This is a genomic window from Paenibacillus sp. OV219 (genome assembly GCF_900110075.1).
In the GTDB taxonomy this organism is placed as follows: domain Bacteria; phylum Bacillota; class Bacilli; order Paenibacillales; family Paenibacillaceae; genus Paenibacillus_Z.
Genome location: NZ_FOCJ01000011.1, coordinates 24,553 through 46,362, shown reverse-complemented (window position 1 = coordinate 46,362; position 21,810 = coordinate 24,553). Strand labels below are relative to the sequence as shown.

Sequence of the window (21,810 nt, the reverse complement as noted above, 5' to 3'; positions counted from 1 at the left end):
TTAATAGAGTTCTGCGTGTAGGTAGAAATACCTTCCAGATAAAAAGTGTGGGCCGTCCAAACCTTGAGATTGGCTGCATCATTACTGAATAGATTCATAGGGGATAATATGCTATGTTCAAACTGTAGAGCGACACACCTGTACTCTGCGCACTTCACAAGATAGGAGTCATGTTATGTCTGACCTGGCACTAATCCGAAGCATCGATGAACTGCACCGTACTGACTCGTTATTTGGAACGTTCAACGGCAGCATCCTTATTGCAAAAGAACACGATATATTAGTCAGCCGCAGCTACGGCATGGCAGATTTCGCATCCGGTCGACAACATGACGAAGACACTCTCTTTTATATCGCCTCTATTACCAAGCAATTTACCGCCGCGTGCATTCTTTTGCTCGTTCAAGAGCATCGCATCGCGCTCACTGATCCCATTGGCGAATACATCCCACAGTATGAAAAAGGGAGCCACGTTACGATTTTCGAGCTTCTGACCCATACGTCCGGCATCCCGGAACATGTATCGCTCCCTGAATTTTGGGACAATCTTGATGCGATCACGACGCCCGAGCAGTTGTTTATGTATTTCAAAGATATGGATCTGGAATCCGTGCCAGGGACGGCATACAAGTATTGCAACTCGAACTACATCCTGCTGGGGATGCTGATAGAAGCCGTATCCGGCCAATCGTATGGCGAGTTTTTGAGTAAGCATATCTTTGCGCCTCTTGGCATGAATAGAACCTTTTACGCACCGATGGTCATGGATAGCCCGAACAAGGCACTGGGCTACGCAGCGTTGCAACCACAGCCCGTGCCTGCGCGGGTGCTTGCACCGGTGATTCCTTTTGCCGCAGGAGGCATACAGTCCACGACTGCGGATTTATTCAAGTGGAGCACGGCACTCTTCGAGGGGAACCTCCTGCCCGAAGAAGCTCTGCGAGTATTGCTTACACCGCATTTACACGGCTATGGACTGGGCGTCTATATTGAAGAGCAGACCATTAATGGCACTACCCAGACCATTGTGTACCATGATGGCGGCATCGACGGCTACTGCTCTAAGCTGGTGCGAATGCTCGCCACCGGGCACACCGTTATCCTGTTGAGTAACTACGATCAAGTTAGTGTCACAAAGTATTACCAGGCTATCCTACGCTGCATGCAGCTGTGAACTACACGCCCGCTGAGCAAGGTTAGAAACGGACTTGTGCGTGCGGAGGATCAGCAGTAAACGCATAGCAAGGTGCGAAACCGAGAGTTAGACGGAGGGGGCTAGGAACACGTTGCTTCGAAAGTCAGGCTTACCGCATATCCGACCTTGATCTCTGTCTCAAAATTATTAGTGAGAGGCTGGGTCATGACCGAGGGTTGACTTCGGCGATAAAAAATACAGAGCGAAATGAGACGGCTATAACGATACGGAGGTGCGTACTGATGCCGAACGTCATCTGTTATCTCTCCTGCGTCCAAATCCGCACCGCACAACGGACAAATGTACACAATGCATTAATAATTGCTCACTGTATAATATTGTTGTAATTGGCTACCTAAAGTAATCGCAAAAAACCATAGTGCATCCTATTTGGATGAGGATCAATAAAGCAAAGGGGACACCAATTGGTGTCCCCCTTTTTGTATAACTTTATTTTAGCCATTCCACGGTACGCTCTGATTCGAATTACGATCGTATGGTCGTAGGCTGTACACAAATATGCCCCTATCATAGAAAACTTTTCCATAAACAAAGTTATAGCTAAGTCTCCATCCGCTACCCTCTCTCTTATAGGATTCAGCAGGAAAAGCGGTTGGCTGATTCGTAAAATAAAGATTGAGATAGAGGCCAAAATAGGCATTGTCTATGCCTAAATTATTCTTAAGCTCTCGTGTTAAGTAAGCAATCATGCTCGGCCACGTCATATTATTCTGATCTTGGTATTTTGACCAATCTAGGAATTGCTGTGCGTCATACATCGTGCCACCGATAAGGAACGAACCATCATCTGGGTTAATAATAACAAACCAATTAAAGTCCAGATGTAAACCTTGATAAGTTAAGGTAGGATAGTTTTGATTTAAATATGATTGCAATTGACTAGCTGTCATGGTAGATGGTGCAGTCACTGTATTATTATTTGTATTAGGTTGCGTAGTTGATGGTGGTGGGGAAAGGGCATTAAGGTCGGCTGCGGTTTTTCCGCGTAACAAGAAGTTCTTCACGTCATTTGATGGAATGGCAAGGTTAATATCTGCAGAACTCTCAACTAACGCTGAGGTCACACCTACAAGCTCACCTTGCATATTGAATAGTGCTCCACCGCTACTGCCATGATCTATTGGTGTAGAGATCTGTATGAAATTCTGACCGTCAACAGTCCTAGATGGCTGACTTACAACTCCGGAGGTCAGTGTATTTTTAAATCCGAGTGGAGACCCAATAGCAACTACAGATTGACCAAGATTGAGCTTGGAAGAATCACCAATTTTTACTGTCGGCAAATTGTGTAGAGCATAAAACTTGAGTAGCACAAGATCGCGACTCTTATCATATGTTATATATGTTGTTGTAAGTGAGCTTTGACCATTAGAGAGAACCACCTTAACACTTGATGCGTCTTCTACTACATGGGCATTAGTGAGTATTTCGCCTTCTGAACCGACAATAATGCCGCTGCCGCTGGCTAGTGGCTTACCATCATGCCCTACGGTTTCAAGGTAGACTACACGATCAGCGTATGTACCTATTTGCTCTACAGTGAGATCTGTACTTGATGGAATAGTTGGAGTGGTCGTAGGTGTCGATGGTGTAGAATTTGTTGTAGGATCATGTGAACTAACCGATGCGTCAACAACAGGAGTGTTTGTAGGAGGCGACATGAGGAAAATTGTGTGTCCTTGTGTTTCTATTGTGTAGTTAAAGGACTGACCGATAAACCGAAGAGGTACATATGTGACTCCAGCTATTGACTTTGGTCTAGCACTTAATTTAATTGGAATGGTGTCTTTAAAAGCTACGTCTTGACCTAGAATAAGCTGAACTTGATTGGGAAATTTAGATGCTGTGATGGACTTAGTCATTGGGTCAAATACCACATCTGCACCCATGGCTTCAAAAATAGTTCTCATTGGAACCAATGTAACATTGTTCTCGATGATAGGAGCATATGCGAACTTAAGCTCTGTACCATCAATGTACACCTTCCATGTTGAGGTTGTGGGAGATGCTCCCGCAAATGATGCAAAAGATAGAGATAATAACAACATGATGAGTGCCACAGCTATAATCTTCTTCATTTGCCACTTCCTTTCCATCCATTTAGATACGATATGTATCAATAGTATCATTTTTAGAACTGTTAGTCATTACATTTATTACCATTTTTGACGAAAGTGGTGGGCCGACCGGCCCTTTGTTTGTCTGTACAGAGCATTATGGATTCAACCGAAAGCGCGATTGGTTTGAACCACTCTGTAAGCACTTTCAGGAGAGGCTTGTTGACTCGGTGTTGACTTCAGTACATAAAAAATACAGAGCATCGGCATTTCTCTCACCATGCTCTGTATCAGCAATTTACGTACTGCTATTGGCCTTTCAACGCTTCTTCGTCCCCCGTCGCAATCGGATTCCCCTCAAAACTAATCCAATCACTCCAACTGTCAGCTTAGGTTAGGATAGGATATCCATGCTTATTCTTCTGCCGAGGTTGGGTCGTCGTTTTCTGAATCTCTTAAATTTGATCAGTAGGAAAGCCTCCACGCCTTGCATGTTCCCTGATTTCTTCGGCATTCGGAGCGATATTTCAAGAGTTGCTTGTTGACTCCCCGTTGATTCTCTTCAACTTTTATTACACTCCGAGTGGGATATCCGGAATATTATAAGTTATTCCAAAATCTGAAACGATGCGAAGAAATCCATACGGCTGAGGAGCACTGAAAATGATAGTAGATCCAGTCCAACTATATAAATAAGGTTCATTAGTACTTAAAGGCGACATCATCTCTGTAGGTATAAGATCAATCTGGGTAGGAGTAATGATAATACCTGCGTTTGCATTAGCAATAAAAATTAATTTCATATGAGAGCGTTGACTTAAGGTTGGAGCCAATTGATTCCCGTTCCCATCGAGCAATGAAATACCTACTCGGAAATTGAAGTGAGGATTTGAACCTTGATTAAAACAAGTGGCCTTAGTACAATTCAATGGTTTTGATGGCAAACTCGTAGTAACCTTATAACTCCATAAGCCGATCGGCGGGGAGGGTGCAGCAACCGTAATGCTTTTTGGTGTGGTGCTTATGTCGTCTGGGTGCATGAGTATAGTGCTTCCGATGTCCGTCGCATCCTGTCGATACATAATCGTATTGACACCGGCATTCAGCGCCAATGTTTCAGCTTTGAGGCCCAGTTCAGCATTTACAAGTGAAGTCTGTTTGATCTTCACCCCGTTTACATAGATGCTTAAGGTATGAGTCGGTATTGGTAAGGGAAATATAACCCCCCAAACTAAGTGCATCTCATAAAGATCAGAGCTATATTCTAAGGTGACATCATAGTTGCCCGCATCGGGAACATCAACCGTAAATGTTGATTCGCCGTTACTCACAACCGGTGAATATTTTGTTTCTTTAGGCCGCGGCGCAGGCGTTTGATTGGTTAGAGCATTGACTTGATCTTGTAAGTTAACCACTTTTCCTTGAAGATCGGAATTGGTTGATTGCAGGGAGGCTAACTCCTCTGGCGTAACACCCGAAGAACCCTGCGGTCCGGCAACGCCAGTATCTCCTTTCGACCCTTGTGGTCCAGCAGCTCCCGGTTCTCCGTCTTGACCGTTATTACCGTTTGTTCCCGCCGGTCCTTGCATGCCTGGGTCACCATTGCCGCCTGTAGCCCCCTGTGGTCCTTGCGGACCAACCGCACCATCCTTACCGTTTGCACCATCCTGTCCCGGAGATCCGGCGGATCCCATGGGACCAACCGCTCCCGGAGCTCCCTGAGCTCCGCTTGGACCGGCTGGTCCTGCCAGCCCTGCTGCCCCTGAGGTGCCGGGATCGCCTTTATCCCCTTTGGGTCCGGCTATATTCCATGTAATCTTTGTTTCCAATTTGCTGTTGCATACGGTCGTTGCACTGACAATTCGAATTAACCCGGTGATATTTGTTTTGCATGCATAAATCGTGTTGGTGTCGCTCGAGTTTGTTGCCGCATACACGCTAACGCTGGTGAAAATAAGTACAAAGAGGCTGGCTAGAATCAGAATTTTCTTTTTGGTCAGGTACAAGAATTATCACATCCCTTATTTTATCGTGCCATTTCCATTATTCTTATGGTGTTGAAATCGCACTAATTTGAGCTAGTAAGTTATTCACTTCTGCTACAAGGTCTGCGGTCGAGGATTGCAAGGCTTCCCACTCTAGAGGCTTAACTCCTTGAGGGCCCTGCTGTCCTGCATCCCCCATTTCTCCCTTCGGCCCTTGAGGCCCGTCCGCTCCAGCTGCTCCGTCTTGACCATCCGTACCGTTCGCTCCTGCCGGCCCTTGCACACCCGGGTCACCTTTGTCGCCCACTTCACCTTTCGGTCCTTGCGGTCCAATCGCACCATTCTTACCAGCTGCGCCAGCTGGTCCCGGAGATCCGGCTGGCCCCATAGATCGGGTACCGGGATCGCCTTTAAACCCTTTAGGTCCGAGGGTATTCCACGAAATATTCGTTTCCAATTTGCTGTTACATACAGTCGTTGCATCGACAATTCGGATCAATCCGACTTCCTTAACCTGACAAGCGTAAATCGTGTTGGTGTCACTCGAACTCGTTGCCGCATCCGCTCCTAAGCCTGAGAAGAAGAGCGCAACAATGCCAATGAGAATCAGAATGGTCCCTTTTCTAACATACAAAACGTATCACATCCTTTAATTTTGCCGTTATCAACTACTCTAAGTGTATCAAGGTAAAAAAAAAACTCCCCAAATGGGGAGGACGATAGATAAAATAGGGGGGTTACATAAGGAACTGTAATTGTTTGGCTCGCTGCAGCGCTTGTACGCGATTGTGAACACCAAGCTTTCTGTACATATTTTTAATATGAAACTTTACAGTTTCACCTGTGATATTCAGGTTATAGGCGATTTCCTTGTTCAACAACCCATTCGCAATAAATCGTAAAATTTTTGATTCCTGCTCTGTCAGTAGCTCTTTTGGTGCCATTACTTCCTCCCGTGTGGCATTTAAAGCCTGTATCAACTGCTTTGCATAGGCTAATGAAGGCATACCGCCGTCTTGCTGCACCTTCGAATAAGCGGTAAGCATCTCCGCCATCACAGAGCCTTCGTCAACAAAGCTGCGGATATATCCCTCAGGTTCGGCCAATTGTAAAGTGGTTACCAACTGAACGAGCGCAGTCTCGGTTTGACCCGAACGCCATAGCGTTACACAGTGCACTATTAATACCTTGATCCGCTCGCGGAGTTGGCCTCCCTTGTCTACTAAAAGGTACAACCGTTCCAGCAGGTACAGCGCTTCTTCTATCCGTTCGCTCGCCGCAAGCACTCTGGAGAGAACCAGATACTCTGCCAGATCGCTCAGTAACATTTCATCCGTATGTGCCAGACCACACCCTTGCAACCAATCAAACGCATTTTGGAGCGAGCCTTGACGCAGCGTTAGATAAGCTTGTTCCGCCTCGATTTTAGAGATAAACAAATCATAATCGGGAGAAACAATTTTGGACTTTACCTGCACCAGCAACTCCGACGCTTGTTTTGGATTTCCTTCAGCCTGCTCAATCCGCGATGCAGCGATACCTAATTGGATCATAATTCGTGCAAGAGGCTGAAGGTCTTTGCGCCCCCATGACTGGCTGATATAAAACCCTGCCTCCTCCAACCGATTCCACTCATACATTAAATTGATATAAGTCAAGTACATGTAACCGATAAAAGGATAGTGATTCTTATACTCCCAAACTTTTATCCACTTCAAAAGGTAGACTTCCACCGCGGGCAGATCTTTGATTAATGTAAGTTGGTCATAATTCGCGCTATCTTCTTGATATCGGTTTTGCCCTATTAACTGAAAGAAACTGCCTTCCGGCATAAATCGTTCCGAAAGCTCGAAATAATCCGATGCTCTCACTAAGTCATTTTGTATATAAGAGGCGATACCACAATAGAAGTAGATATTACCCATAACCTTCTTCCAATCATCTTCGGGTAATTCCCCCTGAAGCGCTTCAAACCGGTCTTTGATTTTCCACACTCGCTGAAAAGCCGTTCCCCATTTTCCTCCTAGCATCATGACGGATATATAAAATATTTCGATCATTGGCTTCTCCGCAAATACGCTTTCTGGCAATCTCGAAATCCATCTCATCAGCGCATCGCTCTTTGATTGCATCATGGCAGGGGGATTCTTCTCGATTAACCGAATGACATCCTCAAACTCTTTCGCTTCCAAATACTGCTCCACCGCTTCTTCATCAAACCCATGATGCTCCAACCATTTCGCCGCGCGGATATGCGCTTGAATCATTTGATCCGGATCCGTTCTGGACCATAAGTGCCGCAAGAAGTCGGAAAGCAAATGATGATAACGATACCAATTGCGCTCCTCATCTAGAGGAACGATAAAAAGATTCAACTTCTCTAGTTTTTCTAATTGTTCTTGGGAGTTCTGTTGGCCCGTTACAGCTTGGCACAGTGAACGGTTCATTCGGCTTAAAATGGACGTATCTAATAAAAAAGCGCGTATGGACGCCGATTGTTGATTGAGCACTTCTTCAAGTAAGTAGTCGAAGATGTAGTTCTGCTTGCCTCTAAATTGATGAATAGATTCCGCTATATGATTGCTGCGTTTCAAAGAGATCGCAGCCAGCTGCAGCCCGCTGATCCAACCCTCGGTCTGCCGGAACAACTCCGTCACTTGCGTAGTTGTGAGTAATAAATCGGTTGTATCCCGAAAATAGACGAATCCCTCATCCAGTTGGAACCGCAAATCCTCCTCAAGGATGCGAAGCAATTCCCCCTTTGCCAGAAGTCTGGCGGTAGGCATTGGTAAGTCGATACGACTGGCGATATAGAGGTGAATATGGCGAGGCAAACGTTCCAGCAGATAGCTTAAGGAATGATGAATATCGGGAAGCTCAATAATATGATAGTCGTCGAGAATGATGACCAGTTCGCCGGTGATCTCATTCAGCTCATTCAAGAGCTCCTTAATAATATTCTCTGCGGACACCGCAGGTCCTAGATCAAGAAGATGCCCTATTGTTTGGCCAAAGCTTGGGATTATCTTCTGGATGGAAGCCGTTACGTAACTCCAAAACGGAATCCAGTCGTTATCCTGGCGATCCAAAGAAACCCATGCCACAAGCACGCTGGATTGTTTTACCCATTCGCTTAGCGCGGTTGTCTTGCCATAACCCGCCTGTGCCGAAACAATCGTCAGCTTGGCTTTCAACCCCTCGTTAAGCTTGCGGATCAGTCTCGGTCGGGATACCAAAGATTTGTTTACATGGGGGACTTGAAGTTTGGTCTTTACAATCATTGTAAATTTCTTTCCCATACACTAGGGTTAATCATATTACATTCTACCGTTGTATACATTCTTCCTTTATTTTCAAGATGGAGGTCGTCTAGAATATTTCACATTTATTTATGACTTAATCCACCTAGAGTAATCGTCATAAAAAATACATCGCTGGGAGTTCAACCCTCATGGCGATGTATTTAGAGTTTACGTACTGCTATTTGTCTTTCGATCTCTCTTCGTCCCCGATTGCAATCAGATTCCCCTCATAACTAATCCAATCACTCCAGCTATCGGATTGTTTTAGGACATCCTAGAGTCGGTATCTTCAGTATCTCGTATTATGAATCTCTGTCCATTCTATTCCGAAGCATCCGTAACTTTCTTTGCATTTATAACCATTATTACTCTGATGCACATCCAACAAACCGCTATTGGGAGACAGATGTAGCCGATAATCGATGCTGGGTCAGAATAGGCGGATGCTGCACCGCTTTGCAGAAATAATAGCCCTGGCATTCGAGTGTGCTTACTACTTCGAAAAATAGCAATACCGTATGAACACAACAAGCCAACAACCAATAAAATAGAAGATGTGACAAAAGCCTCCTTTATTGGTGAAGGGAATTCATTCTCTGCCACGTTCATTATATTTACAGAAGGGTTTAATTCGTTAATGACCGGAAAAGAAAACAACGATACCTCTACTGTGCCGATCGTCCAAGCTATTGCTATTATTGTAACAAAGAATCCAATGAAGCCGAGCATGCCCAATTCTTTTTTTTTGAACATAAAAAATACATCGCCGCAGGTCGTTACCCACAATGGCAATGTATTCTATGTTAATATGCCTTGCCTCAATTATCTATTTGTTATAGAGATTGTTTGCTTTGCTCCATCCCAGCTTACTTTGTTGCCAAGCGCTTCGCTTACGAAGCGAAGCGGCACCATAGTTGATCCGTTAGGTGCCTCAGCAGGCAAGGCGAGCTTGACCGGTTTGTTGTTAACATAAGCTACCGCTTTGCCAATCGTTAATTTAATGACCGTTTTTCCCTTGGTTGCTATAACCGTCATAGTTTTACTGTCCCATTCGATCTTGGCTCCGAGCGACTCGAAGATCGCTCGCATTGGAACAAGAGTCGTTCCATTCTTGACGACAGCCGGTACATTATAATTCTGTTGGACGCCGCCGATTAGTATCTTAATTGCTTGATCGCTGGTATTGCTTCCTGGTTTCGCATCTGGTTCTGGTTTTGCATCTGGTTGTGGTTTCGTCCACTGCGCGTACAACATCACATTCGCCTTTCCAATTGCGAACGTAGCGTTTGCTGCATAGCTCGTTCCACTTCCGTCTGCCGCCGTGTTCCAGACTACAAACGTATTGCCCGTTTTTACCAAACCTCCTGTGTTTCCTGATACCGTTACCAAATCTTTTTCCACATAGGAATTCTCAGCAGGCTCGGTTCCTCCCGTACTGCCGTTGCCGTTATACTTTACAGTGTACGTCGGGTCTTTCGACCACTTTGCATACAATGTCACATTTGCCCTTCCCATGTTGAATGCAGCGCTTGCCGCATAGGTCGTTCCGCTTCCGTCCGCCGCCGTGTTCCAGCCGATGAACTCGTAGCCGGTTTTAGCTAAATCACCAGTATTCCCTTTAATTGTTACCTTTGCGTTCAGTTCGTATTTTCCTTCATCCGACGGAACAGTGCCTGCCGTACTGGCATTCGCATTGTAAGTTACGGTGTAAGTGGAATTTTGGGTCCATTGCGCGTACAAAGTGACGTTCGCTTTGCCTATGACGAATTTAGCGCCTTCCGCATAAGCCGTTCCGTTGCCTGCCGCTACTGTATTCCAACCCGCGAACGTAAATCCCGTTTTCACCAATTGCTTCGCGTTGTTCGATACGGTTACCGATGCGTTCTCCTCGTATGCAATGTTGTCTTCAGGTGCGTTCCCCCCTGTGTTGCCGTTGCCATCATAGCTAACGATATAAGCCGCTTTCCATTGCGCATATAGCGTGTTTAAGCCAACGGTTGCATCTTGGCCGAACCATGAGGACGGCATATATGTCTTCCCACTGCCGTCTGTAGCCGTATTCCAGCCATTGAATACGTAACCTTGTTTCACGAGTCCATTCACGTTACCTTCAACCGGGAAGATCATATTATTATTAACATTTTGTTGTCCACTCGGGACGCTTCCTCCCGTATTGCCGTTGCCATCATAATTAAGCGAAAATGTCGGAATTGGTCTCCAAGTTGCGTAAAGCACGAGATCGCGATCTACCAGTAATACTTTTCCAGTGTAGCTTGTACCGCTACCGTCCGCTGCCGAATTCCAGCCCGCGAAGTAGTATCCATCCTTGCCCATAGACACGTAAGGAAAACTGATTTGCCCCCCGTTCTTAACGGTTATGCTGGCCGGTACTTGACCATCCGTGTTTCCGTTGCCGTTAAAAGTAACGGTGCGTTCAATAATCCAATTGGCATATAGCACGACATTGCCATTCATTGCTACCATTTGTGGATATGCATAGCTAACACCGCTACCGTCCGCGGCCGTGTTCCAGTTATTGAATACGTAACCGTTTTTCACCAAGTCACCTAAGTTGTCAGGTACACCAACTGTCATGCCAGAAGGATAATCAGATGCCGCAGGTGTTGTGCCTCCCGTATTGCCGTTACCATTATAAGTTAACGTGTATGTCCCAGCCGCGAAAGCACTGGCAGAACCTAATCCTATGCAAAGGCATAGGACCATAATGAAAACCTTATAACTCTGAATCATTCCACTCACTCACCTTTTTCATATTTCATACCATTTTATAGGAATAAAGCAAAAAAAATATCACCTAACCGAAGGATGCCGTCGGGGGGTATTCGTGATAATTAATCCAATCACTTCAGTTGTCAGATTACAATTGTAATCAACAGCATTGGGGTACATTCATTGAGTTGTCTGTTTGGTAAAATTAGATATACATCAGGTTTGCGTTGTTGGAATGAGCTACTGTATCTATGCTATGCATGGTACAACACCACAAGGTTCCCTAGCGTTTTTATAGATATTTCAAATACAAAATTTTGAAAATAATCTTGAAGAGTCAATATAGATTTACTGCCAATAATATCTGAGTTATATGGGTTGGAAGGTTATGAAATCAGTCCTGTCAATGCACATAACGGAGGACGGAATGTCGCTTATAACTGTGAGAAAGAAGGCTCCGGTGCAAAAATAATCAGAATCGCCTTCTTCAGCGACAGGAGCTTGGATGATTTTCATGCGGACTTCCTGGAATTGCTACAAAACGCGTTTAAAATCCGATACAATCGGCGACGCAGTATCCGTACTTTCCGATATGTGATTGCAGCAATTATGTAATCTTTGGGTCATCCTCAACAATCATGATCGTGAACATGTATGTCTCCTCTATTAAATAATTATAATTTCATTCAAACTGTTGACTCACCGTTGACCAACCTCATAATTCACCTAAATTGTTGACTTTAACAATCCCGAAAAGGGGCGGTAGCCCCTGGAAATAGGTGCATACCGGCCCTTTTGTTTGTAAAGACCTGTTGACTCCATGTTGACTCCGAACCCTTCGAAGGCATGTACCATACCACCTTGCTCATCATGTTCGGTATCCAAACTTCACAGACTGCTAAGTATTTTTCTGTTCTTCTTTGTCCCCTACCGCCACCGCATTCCCCTCATAACTAATCCAATCACTCCAGCTCCCCGCATACAGCCTCACATTCGTGAAGCCCGCTTCCTGCAGCGCCAACACGTTCGGGCATGCGGTTACACCGGAGCCGCAGTAGACGATGAGCTCGCCGTCTTGCGGTAGCCCTTCGAAGCGAGCAGTTTGTCCCTCTGCGCTCTTATACTTGCCGTCCGCGTCGCGGCCCTCTGCCCAGAAGCGATTGATTGCGCCTGGGATATGACCGGCTACGCGGTCAATTGGCTCCACTTCGCCGCGATAGCGTGCGCCCTCGCGCGAGTCGATAAGGGTCACCGTTGCGTCCTCCAGCTTCTCCCGCACTTCATCGGCTTCTACCAGCAAGTTATGCTGTACAGTTGCCAAGAACTGCGCTGGGATAAGCACCTTCTGATCCGCTGTCACAGGGAACTCCGCGTTCTTCCAAGCCGTAAAACCCTCATCCAGCACATAGACCTCTTCATGGCCCATGTACTTGAGCAGCCACCACAGACGCGAAGCCATTGCGCCGCCCTGGTCGTCATACGCGATGACGCGCGATGCGTTGCCAATTCCCGCACGGCTCAGCGTGACAGTCAGCTCCGCAATGTCCGGCAGCGGATGGCGTCCGCCATGCTCCTCGATCGGAGCGGACAAGTCCTTCTCCAGATCCAAATACACAGCGCCAGGAATATGCGATTCCGTGTACGCCTCGCGGCCTGATTCCGGCTTCCCAAGCTGGAAACGGCAATCGACGATGACGATATCCGATTCATACATGCGAGCGAGCAACCATTTTAACGATACGATATTTTTCATAGAGCTTTACCGCCTCCTCTAGATCCTCAGAAATTGAATAACTAGATTATACATCAACGGAGCCCCTCTTTGCCTCTTCATGCTCAGACATAAAAAAGCCCAGTAGCTCTTAGTAGCCACCGGACTCTAGCATAGAACTTTCCTAACTCACGACGAACTCCTCTTCCTTCCCCTCATCCAACTGTTCAGTCGCACTCCATAACGCTAATAATTCCTCATCCACTATCGTTCCTTTTTCCGTGCAAGCAACAAACAATATATCTATTTGGTTCTGTGACAGCCTCATATTAAAGTTGCGAGCGCGTGCATCAGCCATTATGCGCTCGACTGTTGCTGCGTTTAGTTCTCTATCTTGATTCAGGATCTCGGCAATAAAGCTGCTTGCCATAAACGGCTTCGCTACAAAGCCTCTCACCCCAGCTTGAATGCACTGTAAAATGGTCATAATCTGCGCATGCGCAGAGCACATGACAATATCAGCGTTCGGATCAACCTGCATAATTCGCTTAGCCGCTTCAATTCCATGGATCCCAGGCATCTTAATATCCACGATAACAATGTCTGGTCGCAGCTGTTCATACATGGTCACGCCTGTTTCCCCGTCAGCGGCATCTCCAACAACATTGAACCCTTCTTTTTCCAAAATATCTCTTAACATCATGCGCATAAAAGCTGAATCATCAATAATGAGCACCGTCTTATTGCATGCCGTCATCTTAACATCCTCCAATCTTTTAAGTTGTTCCTCGAGCAGTTGAATCGACTGATTGATAGCCTTTCGCTGCGCGTAAAGATCATCCAGCTGATCTTGATACAACGGCTGTAATTTTTCTTTTTCTTGATTCAACAAGAGCCGCTTGATCATCTCCAAACCGAACCCGTATTGCCTCCACTCCGAAATGGCAAGGAGATCCTTGACCTGTTCATCCGAGTAATAGCGGTAGCGTGATATGGTATCTACATAATGCGGCTTGTATAAGCCGATCTCGTCATAATGCCTTAGAGCATCCACAGATATTTGAACTGCTTTCGATATTTGGCCAATGGTATACATGGTTTCCTCCAGCTAAGCTTCGTTCCGGAACTATATTCATCGTAATGCCTCGGGTAGGACGAGAGTCAAGCGATGTAATTTATTTAATCTTAAATATGCAAAGAAGGAGCCGAGTTCTTAAGCTCAGCTCCCTCTACTAGTGCGCATTCGCACGCTTCGACACGATCAGCCACTCCACCAGAACGAGCTCCACCACGAGCCCCGCCCAAATGTTCACGTTCAGCACGTTCTCGATCATCATGACCTTGCCATCGGGTACGGACAACCCATTCAGCACATAATAGGTCAGGAACAAGGCAGGCACCAGCAGCCGCGCGCACACCGCAACAAGCGTGATGCCGAAGCTGCGGATCATCCAGATGCGATTTGCATTGAAATCTTTATGGACCGCAGCCGCCCGGTAGCCCTTTCCAAAATGTAATGAGCCATAACAATGTGAACGCCAGAAAAGAAACCGCCTTCGAGAAATCATCTACATAACCGATCACGAACAGTTCGAGCACGCCGCTGCCACAGACTCAAGCCCGATATGCGCAACCAGCTCCGTCCGCGAAGTAACGTCAACGCAACTGCCATCCGGGTTCAGCGTCATATATGGTGACATAAACGGGATACGACTAGGCTGACAATGACGAGCAGCCACCAGCTTTTGCTTTGTTTCATAAGTACCACTCTCCCTCAGGCGGTGAACAACTACTGCTAGCGTAAAAGTTTTAGAGCTCGCTGACGAACACCGAACCAGCACACCAGAAATCGCCACCATGTATTCCTTGACAGGAATATTCCTATTGGGGTATATTCAAATCGAGAACTTCACTTTCAGGAGGAATAGCAATGGGGAATAATGAAACAACGAACCAAGAGTTGCTTGTCATTACACGTACCATCAATGCGCCACGTGTGCTGGTGTTTAAAGTGTGGACGGAAGCCGAGCATCTAAAGCACTGGTTTGGACCGGCAGATCTGGACCTGGAGATCCTGAAGCTTGATGTTCACCCAGGAGGTATGTTCCACTACAGCATGCGCTTCCCTGATGGCAACTTTATGTGGAGTAAAAACACATATCAAGAAGTCGTAGTACCAGAAAAGCTCGTTTACATTTCTTCGTTTACTGATGCTGAAGGCAACGTAATTCCTGCACCAATTGCACCGGATTTCCCACTGGAAGTAATGAATACGCTGACGTTCACGGAGAGCAATGGCCAGACCATTCTTACGCTTCAGAGCGCCGCTCATCAGGCGAACACTGCTCAGCAAGCCTTCTATCAATCCTTGTTTGATTCGATGCAGCAAGGCTTTGGAAGCATGTTCGACCAGCTTGAAGTCTACTTGGCGGCGCAGAACTAAGAGACAAGCCATTCATCCTGCAAATAAGAAAGAACCGCACGCCAAATGGAGGCATAGATAACAAATGACGATGAATAACCAAACAACGAACGAGAGCGGACTACTCATAACACGTACGTTCGACGCACCGCGTGAGCTGGTGTTCAAGGTATGGACGGAAGCGGAGCATTTGAAGCACTGGTGGGGACCAGCTGGCCTTGAGCTGGAAGTCATCAAGCTGGATGTGAAACCGGGCGGCATTTTCCACTTTGGCATGACAGCTCCTGACGGCAACAAGATGTATGGAAAATTCGTTTATTATGAGATCGCGGCACCGGAGAAGCTCGTATTCACCAACTCTTTCGCCGACGCTGAGGGCAATACGATACAACCTCCATTCTCGGACGAGTTCCCAACGGAAGTGATGAACTCGCTGACACTGACCGAGCAAGATGGCAAGACGACCATTACGCTCCAAGGCGGACCGCACAACGCGGGCGAAACCCAGCACGCGTTCTTCAAAGCTATGCACGAGTCCATGCAGCAAGGCTTCGGCGGCACATTCAAGCAGTTCGAGGATTACCTCGCAACACAGCAAGCTTAAGCTGCAGCTTGCTGCGCGGAATCTGCATGAACGTGAGAGAACACATTTGTGCTCTCAGCTACAATTTCAGCACACTAACAAGCCGAGAGCACACATACGTGCTCTCAGCCCCCAATTAAACATAATTTCGCGCCGAAACGACGCCGAGAGCACACATACACTCTCTCAGCCTCACCATACCGCACATATAATGCCGAGAGCACGAATACGTTCTCTCAGCACCAAACCCGCAAAAAGGCCGCCCCAACCAGGGCGGCCTTTAATATTTGATGCCCACCTATTACCCCTCGCCCAAAATAGCTCCGAACTGGTTCGTGAACATGCGATGATACACGCCTTGCCGCTCTAGCAGCTCTTCGTGGGAGCCCCGCTCCACAATATTGCCATGGTCAATGACCATAATGGTGTCGGCGTCGCGGATCGTATTCAAGCGGTGGGCGATGAGGAAGCTGGTCCGCCCATGCAGCACGCCGCGCAGCGCGTCTTGAATGTGCAGCTCCGTCCGCGTATCAATGCTGCTCGTCGCCTCATCGAGGATAAGAATCGACGGGTCGGCCAAGATGACCCTCGCAATAGCGAGCAGCTGCCGTTGCCCTTGGCTAAGGTTCGAGCCATTCTCCGCCAGCACGGTATCGTACCGAAGCGGCAGCTTGCGAATGAACGGTGCGGCATTCGCAAGCCTAGCCGAGTGCTCCATCTCGGCGTCGGTCGCGTCCGGCTTGCCGTACTTAATGTTCTCCCGAATGGTGCCGGAGAACAGATACGTATCCTGCAGCACGATGCCGAACGCCTGCCGCAGGCTATCCTTCGTATAGTCGCGAATATCGCGCCCATCGATGCGGATCGAACCGCCCGTCACATCGTAGAACCGTGTGAGCAGGTTCACGATGGTCGTCTTACCCGCTCCGGTCGGACCGATGAGCGCTGTGCTCGTGCCTTCGGCGGAGTCGAAGCTCACGCCGCGCAAGATCGGCACATCGGCGCGGTAGCCGAACGACACGTCCTCGAAGACGACGTGCCCGCGCGGATTCGCAAGCCGCACAGCTCCTTGTGGATCAGCCGGCTCCTCCTCTTCGTCGAGCACCTCGAACACCCGCTCCGCGCCTGCCACGCCGGACTGCAGCGTGTTGAAGAGGTTCGCCAGCTCAATAAGCGGGCGGACGAATTGGCGCGAGTAGCTCAGGAAGCTGGCAATGACTCCGACCGTAATATGTCCGTTTACCGCCAGGATGCCGCCCACAATCGCGACCGCCGCAAAGCCCACGTTATTGATGACGTTCATAATCGGCATCAAGAATCCAGAGCGAATCTGCGCCTTGATTCCAATCGTGCGCAGCTCGTTATTGACCTCTTCGAACTCGGCGATCGCCTTCTCCTCGCGGTTGAACGCCTTCACGATCTGGATACCTGAGATCGTCTCCTCAATATGTCCGTTAAGGATGCCAAGCTTGTTCTGCTGCGCTTTAAACAGCGGTCCCGTCGCCCGCGCGATCGTCCGCGTAAGCAGGAACACAGCCGGCACCGTAATTAAGCTTGCCAGCGTGAGCAGCGGACTCAGGATGAGCATCATGATGAGCGCACCTGTAATGGCGACCGAGCCGGTCATGATCTGCACGGCCGACTGCGCAATCGTATTGCTGACGTTGTCGATATCGTTGGACATCCGGCTCATCAGTTCGCCATGCGTCCGCATATCGAAGAAGCGGATTGGCAGCTTATGCAGCTTCGCGAACAGCGACTCCCGCAGCCGCCCGACAATGCGCTGCGATACGCCCGCCATTAACCAGCCCTGCAAGAGCGTCAGCCCGCCGTCGGCAATATAGGACACAACCAGCGCAATGAGCACAAACTCCAGCAAGCCGAAATCAACAGCACTGCCGGCCGCCCCGGTCATGGCCATCGCATCAATCGCCCGTCCGATCAAATATGGGCCCGACAGCGTAATAAGCGAGTCGACCAATACAATAACAAAGATTACCGACAGCAGTCCGCGCTCCTTGCCGAGATACGACCACAGGCGCCGCACAGTCGCCCCCATGTTCTTCGGCTTCACGACTTGACCGCGCTGCATGAATCCGCCTCTGCCTTGCACGTTCACCACAGGCGGCGCAGATGCGTTAGCTGCCGTCTGCTCTCCGCGTTTCTTTTGCTCAGACTCTGACTCAGACATTCGCATGCGCCTCCTTGCCGGTCTGCGACCGATAAATTTCCTGATACGCCGTGCAGCCTCGCATCAGCTCATCATGCGTGCCCGAGCCGACGATCTCCCCGCCGTCCAGCACAATGATGCGATCCGCATCCATGACCGAGGACATCCGCTGCGCGATCAATATACAGGTCAGTCCCTGCGCATATTCCCGCAGCGCTTCCTTAATCTGCGACTCCGTCGATGTATCAACGGCACTCGTGCAATCGTCCAGAATCAAGATCGACGGCTGGCGAACGAGCGCCCGCGCAATGGACAGCCGCTGCTTCTGACCGCCAGACAGATTCACACCGCCTTGTCCAAGCAGCGTGCCGTAGCCTTCGGGCGTATCCATGATGAATGCATGCGCCTGCGCCATGCGCGCCGCCCGCTCCAACTCCGCATCGCTCGCGCCTTCCTTGCCCCACAGCAGATTGTCACGGATCGAGCCGGTGAACAGCACCGTCTTCTGCGGCACAATTGCGATCCGCTCACGCAGCAGCTTCGGCTCAATATCACGAATATCTTCACCGTCCACTTCAATCGTCCCGCTGGTGACGTCATAGAAGCGTGGAATGAGATTGACAAGCGTGCTTTTGCCTGAGCCCGTTGAACCGATAATGCCAACCGTCTCTCCCGGCTTACAGCTCAGCGTAATATCGCGAATCACCGTCTCTGACTGAGCGTAGGCAAAAGAAACCTGCTTAAACTCGACACTCCCAGAACCAGTACCAGTTGCTGCTGCTGTACGCCCGCCGAGCACTGCATCCTCCTTCCACGACATCGCATCCTTCTCCGCGAATACCTCGCCAATGCGCTCAGCGGAAGCTTTTGCCCGGACGAACATGGTGAACACGTTGGAGATCATAAGCAGTGAGAACAGAATCTGCGTCATGTAGTTGATGAACGCGATAATGTGGCCAACCTGCATATGCCCTGCATCGACCCGCAAGCCGCCGATCCAGATGACCGCGGCAATACCGAAGTTGACGGTCAGCATAATGCCTGGGCTAAAGATGGACAGCATGCGCATCGCACGAGTCGATGCAAGGCGGTACGTGTCATTCACATCGCCGAATTTCTCGGTCTCGTAATCGAACCGATTGAACGCTTTCACCACCCGAACGCCGGACAGATACTCCCTCGATACGCCGTTCACCCGGTCGAGCGCCTTCTGCACGCGCGTAAAGAGCGGAAACCCAATACGCATATTGAACACAATAAGCACCGCAACGAGCGGCACCACAACGGCGAGCACGAGAGATAGCGGCGGATTGAGGCGAACCGCCATAATAAGACTACCGATACAGATAAGCGGCGCCTTTACGAAGATGCGCATCAGTCCGTTCGTAAAGTTCTGAATCTGGGTCACGTCGTTCGTTAATCGAGTTACGAGTGATGCACGGTCGAACTTGTCGATGTTGCCTGCCGACAGCGTCTGAATTTGCCGGAACAGGTCCGAGCGGAGCCGGGTACCGAAGTTCAGGGAGACGTGGCTGGAGATAATGTTCCGCAGCGTCGCGCCGCTGGCCCCAATAGCGGTAATGAGCAGCATATAGCCGCCAAACCTGAATACGTAGTCCAGCTCCTTATTCGCGACCCCGACATCCACAATGCGCGACATGAGCGTCGGCTGAAGCAGATCACAGAACGCTTCAAGCATGAGAAACAGAATGGCTGCTGCGAACGGTTTACCAAATTGGCGAAAATACGGCTTCAGAAAGCTCAAGGTTCAGGACTCCCTTTTTTCATTCTTCTTTCCTCTATTGTACCTATTGCAGGAAGCAAAATGGAAATCGCTTCATATGTAAAAAAAGACAAAGATCTCTCCTAAAAAGGGACTTCCCTGCCGAAATGAAGCGTTTTCGCAGCTTTCTAAATATTAAGCAATGTCTTAGCTTCCGAATCCATCCATATTATTCCTATAGTATACTACTAGTATTCTCTCACTAGTAAGGAGTGTGGAAGATTTGCCTATCCGTACCGTGTTATTTGACTTCGACGGCACGCTTGCCGATACGCTGCCTTTGTCGTTCAAAGCGTTTAGGGCCGTGTTCCAGCAATACGACAACCGTATCGTATCTGAGGAAGAGATCGTCGCCATGTTCGGACCGACGGAAGACGACATTATTGCCCGCAATTTGAACAACCAAGCCGCGGTGCAGGAAGCGACCGCTCTCTATTACGAAATCTATAGAAACGGCCACTTCGATGACGAAGGCCCGCTTCCATCCGACATCACACACATGCTTACTTCGCTCCGAGAGCAAGGCATGAAGATTGGCGTCATTACGGGCAAAAGCAGGAAGGCCTTCCTCATCTCCACCGAAGCGCTGCAGCTCTCTTCTTTCTTCGATGTTGTAATCACCGGGGATGACGTGGAGCAGCCAAAGCCGCATCCCGAAGGCATCCATCAAGCGCTGCATATCCTTGGCTCGCACCAGAATGAGGCTATCTTCCTTGGTGACAGCAACGCCGATATACGAGCGGGCAAGTCCGCCGGCCTTCGCACCTACGGTGTCCAGTGGCTTTCCACTTACCAGAGCGCAACCTTTGAGACAGAGCCTGATCAAATATTCACAAGCACGGGGTCATTTCTTGCCCTTATTCATAGCGACAGCTAGCATTGCCGATATTATAGACATCTAAGACCTACACGTTTGCGCACAAAGGAGACCTCACTCGTGATCGCACCAATTAAGGCCCTGACCGACAAGCTCATTGTCATCCCACTATCTGACTGCCTCGCCGAGCAGCTGGCGAGCTGGCGTTATGAGTCGCCCTTTGATTTCTATAACTGGTCCTCCTGGGAAGTCATGCAGCAGCTTGGCATGGAGTTTGGCGATCCAATCGTGCGAGATCAGCAGTATCGCGCGGTTACGAATGAAGCAGGCGAGCTGATCGGCTTCGCGCAGTTCTTCCCTTTGCTCGGCGTTACACGGCTTGGGCTCGGCTTGCGTCCGGATCTGTGCGGGCGGGGACTCGGGCTTGCGCTCGTTCGGGCAATTGTAGTTGAGGCAGAGCGGCAGGCGCCCGCCGATGAGATCGATCTGGAGGTGCACGTCTGGAACGAGCGCGCAATCCGCACCTATGAGCGGGTGGGCTTCGTGATCACCGACACCTATGCAAAAACTACAGCAGCAGGCATGATTGACGTTCACTGTATGTGCTATATGCCACAAGCGATGGACTAGCGATTACCTATCGCCCGCAAATGACCCCTTTACAAAGCGCTTACATTTTTATCGTGCTAAAAACATTCACTCCCGCATATCCGTAGTAGTGTCACGAGTCACTATTACTCAAAGGAGGCGGGTCTTCATGAAAGCACTGAATATCGTGAGCTTACTGATCCTCATTCTCGGCGGGTTGAACTGGCTTGTCATTGGTCTGTTTGAGTACGATGTCGTATCGGAGATTTTCGACGGTCAGGACTCCGTCGGCGCCAAGATCGTCTACATTATTGTAGGCTTGGCGGCACTTTACAGCCTATCGTTCTTCGCCAAGGTAGCAACAGAGGACTGACGGACAGTTCCCCTGCACACTTCACACGCAATGTTCAAGCCCGCTGTGCGCTCCTACAAAAGCGCCCGGCGGG

Annotated in this window: 17 protein-coding genes; 6 read left to right on the top strand and 11 right to left on the bottom strand. The window is 48.8% G+C overall.

Going from position 1 to position 21,810, the window contains the following annotated elements; genetic code table 11:
- Positions 1-175: 175 nt before the first annotated feature.
- Positions 176-1,174, top strand: a complete 999-nt coding sequence (locus BMY11_RS23090; protein WP_090581821.1) for a serine hydrolase domain-containing protein — start codon at positions 176-178, stop codon at positions 1,172-1,174.
- 476 nt (positions 1,175-1,650) lie between these two features.
- Here BMY11_RS23090 and BMY11_RS23085 read toward each other — a convergent pair whose 3' ends face one another.
- The 9 genes from BMY11_RS23085 to BMY11_RS29460 all read right to left on the bottom strand — a co-directional run bounded on the left by BMY11_RS23085 (position 1,651) and on the right by BMY11_RS29460 (position 14,569).
- Positions 1,651-3,294: a trypsin-like peptidase domain-containing protein gene (locus BMY11_RS23085; RefSeq protein WP_177182787.1), complete on the bottom strand. Its 1,644-nt coding sequence runs from the start codon at positions 3,292-3,294 to the stop codon at positions 1,651-1,653.
- Between the two features lie 551 nt (positions 3,295-3,845).
- On the bottom strand, positions 3,846-5,279 hold the full coding sequence (locus tag BMY11_RS23080; protein ID WP_090581817.1) for a hypothetical protein: 1,434 nt from the start codon (positions 5,277-5,279) through the stop codon (positions 3,846-3,848).
- 43 nt (positions 5,280-5,322) lie between these two features.
- Positions 5,323-5,892: a collagen-like protein gene (locus BMY11_RS29125; protein WP_143069332.1), complete on the bottom strand. Its 570-nt coding sequence runs from the start codon at positions 5,890-5,892 to the stop codon at positions 5,323-5,325.
- Positions 5,893-5,995: 103 nt separating this feature from the next.
- Positions 5,996-8,557, bottom strand: a complete 2,562-nt coding sequence (locus BMY11_RS29605) for a winged helix-turn-helix domain-containing protein (RefSeq protein WP_090581815.1) — start codon at positions 8,555-8,557, stop codon at positions 5,996-5,998.
- 324 nt (positions 8,558-8,881) lie between these two features.
- Positions 8,882-9,313, bottom strand: coding sequence for a hypothetical protein (locus BMY11_RS23065; protein WP_090581813.1), 432 nt, complete (start codon positions 9,311-9,313; stop codon positions 8,882-8,884).
- Positions 9,314-9,382: 69 nt separating this feature from the next.
- Positions 9,383-11,311 (bottom strand): InlB B-repeat-containing protein, encoded by a 1,929-nt coding sequence (locus BMY11_RS23060; protein WP_090581811.1) that lies wholly within the window; start codon positions 11,309-11,311, stop codon positions 9,383-9,385.
- An 877-nt stretch (positions 11,312-12,188) separates the two neighbouring features.
- Positions 12,189-13,043, bottom strand: a complete 855-nt coding sequence (locus BMY11_RS23050) for a sulfurtransferase (RefSeq protein ID WP_090581808.1) — start codon at positions 13,041-13,043, stop codon at positions 12,189-12,191.
- A 142-nt stretch (positions 13,044-13,185) separates the two neighbouring features.
- Positions 13,186-14,097, bottom strand: coding sequence for a response regulator (locus BMY11_RS29760; protein WP_090581806.1), 912 nt, complete (start codon positions 14,095-14,097; stop codon positions 13,186-13,188).
- Positions 14,098-14,233: 136 nt separating this feature from the next.
- Complete coding sequence (locus BMY11_RS29460) at positions 14,234-14,569, bottom strand: DUF2306 domain-containing protein (protein WP_256217722.1); 336 nt, start codon at positions 14,567-14,569, stop codon at positions 14,234-14,236.
- Positions 14,570-14,931: 362 nt separating this feature from the next.
- Between BMY11_RS29460 and BMY11_RS23035 the strand changes: the two genes are divergently transcribed.
- Together BMY11_RS23035 and BMY11_RS23030 are read left to right on the top strand one after the other, a co-directional pair.
- Positions 14,932-15,444: an SRPBCC family protein gene (locus BMY11_RS23035; RefSeq protein ID WP_090581804.1), complete on the top strand. Its 513-nt coding sequence runs from the start codon at positions 14,932-14,934 to the stop codon at positions 15,442-15,444.
- A 64-nt stretch (positions 15,445-15,508) separates the two neighbouring features.
- Complete coding sequence (locus tag BMY11_RS23030; RefSeq protein ID WP_177182786.1) at positions 15,509-16,027, top strand: SRPBCC family protein; 519 nt, start codon at positions 15,509-15,511, stop codon at positions 16,025-16,027.
- A 280-nt stretch (positions 16,028-16,307) separates the two neighbouring features.
- On the opposite strand, the gene BMY11_RS23025 is transcribed toward BMY11_RS23030, so the two are convergent.
- Complete coding sequence (locus BMY11_RS23025) at positions 16,308-18,197, bottom strand: ABC transporter ATP-binding protein (protein WP_090581802.1); 1,890 nt, start codon at positions 18,195-18,197, stop codon at positions 16,308-16,310.
- A complete protein-coding gene (locus BMY11_RS23020; RefSeq protein ID WP_090581800.1) occupies positions 18,190-19,941 on the bottom strand; it encodes an ABC transporter ATP-binding protein in 1,752 nt (583 codons plus the stop codon). The genes BMY11_RS23025 and BMY11_RS23020 overlap by 8 nt, the downstream gene beginning before the upstream one ends.
- Positions 19,942-20,182: 241 nt before the next feature.
- Here BMY11_RS23020 and BMY11_RS23015 point away from each other — a divergent pair, with 241 nt between their 5' ends.
- From BMY11_RS23015 to BMY11_RS23005, 3 genes are all read left to right on the top strand, one after another.
- Positions 20,183-20,836, top strand: coding sequence for an HAD family hydrolase (locus tag BMY11_RS23015; protein ID WP_090581799.1), 654 nt, complete (start codon positions 20,183-20,185; stop codon positions 20,834-20,836).
- A 60-nt stretch (positions 20,837-20,896) separates the two neighbouring features.
- A complete protein-coding gene (locus tag BMY11_RS23010) occupies positions 20,897-21,406 on the top strand; it encodes a GNAT family N-acetyltransferase (protein WP_256217721.1) in 510 nt (169 codons plus the stop codon).
- A gap of 127 nt (positions 21,407-21,533) precedes the next feature.
- Positions 21,534-21,737: a DUF378 domain-containing protein gene (locus BMY11_RS23005; RefSeq protein ID WP_090581797.1), complete on the top strand. Its 204-nt coding sequence runs from the start codon at positions 21,534-21,536 to the stop codon at positions 21,735-21,737.
- Positions 21,738-21,810: the final 73 nt, after the last annotated feature.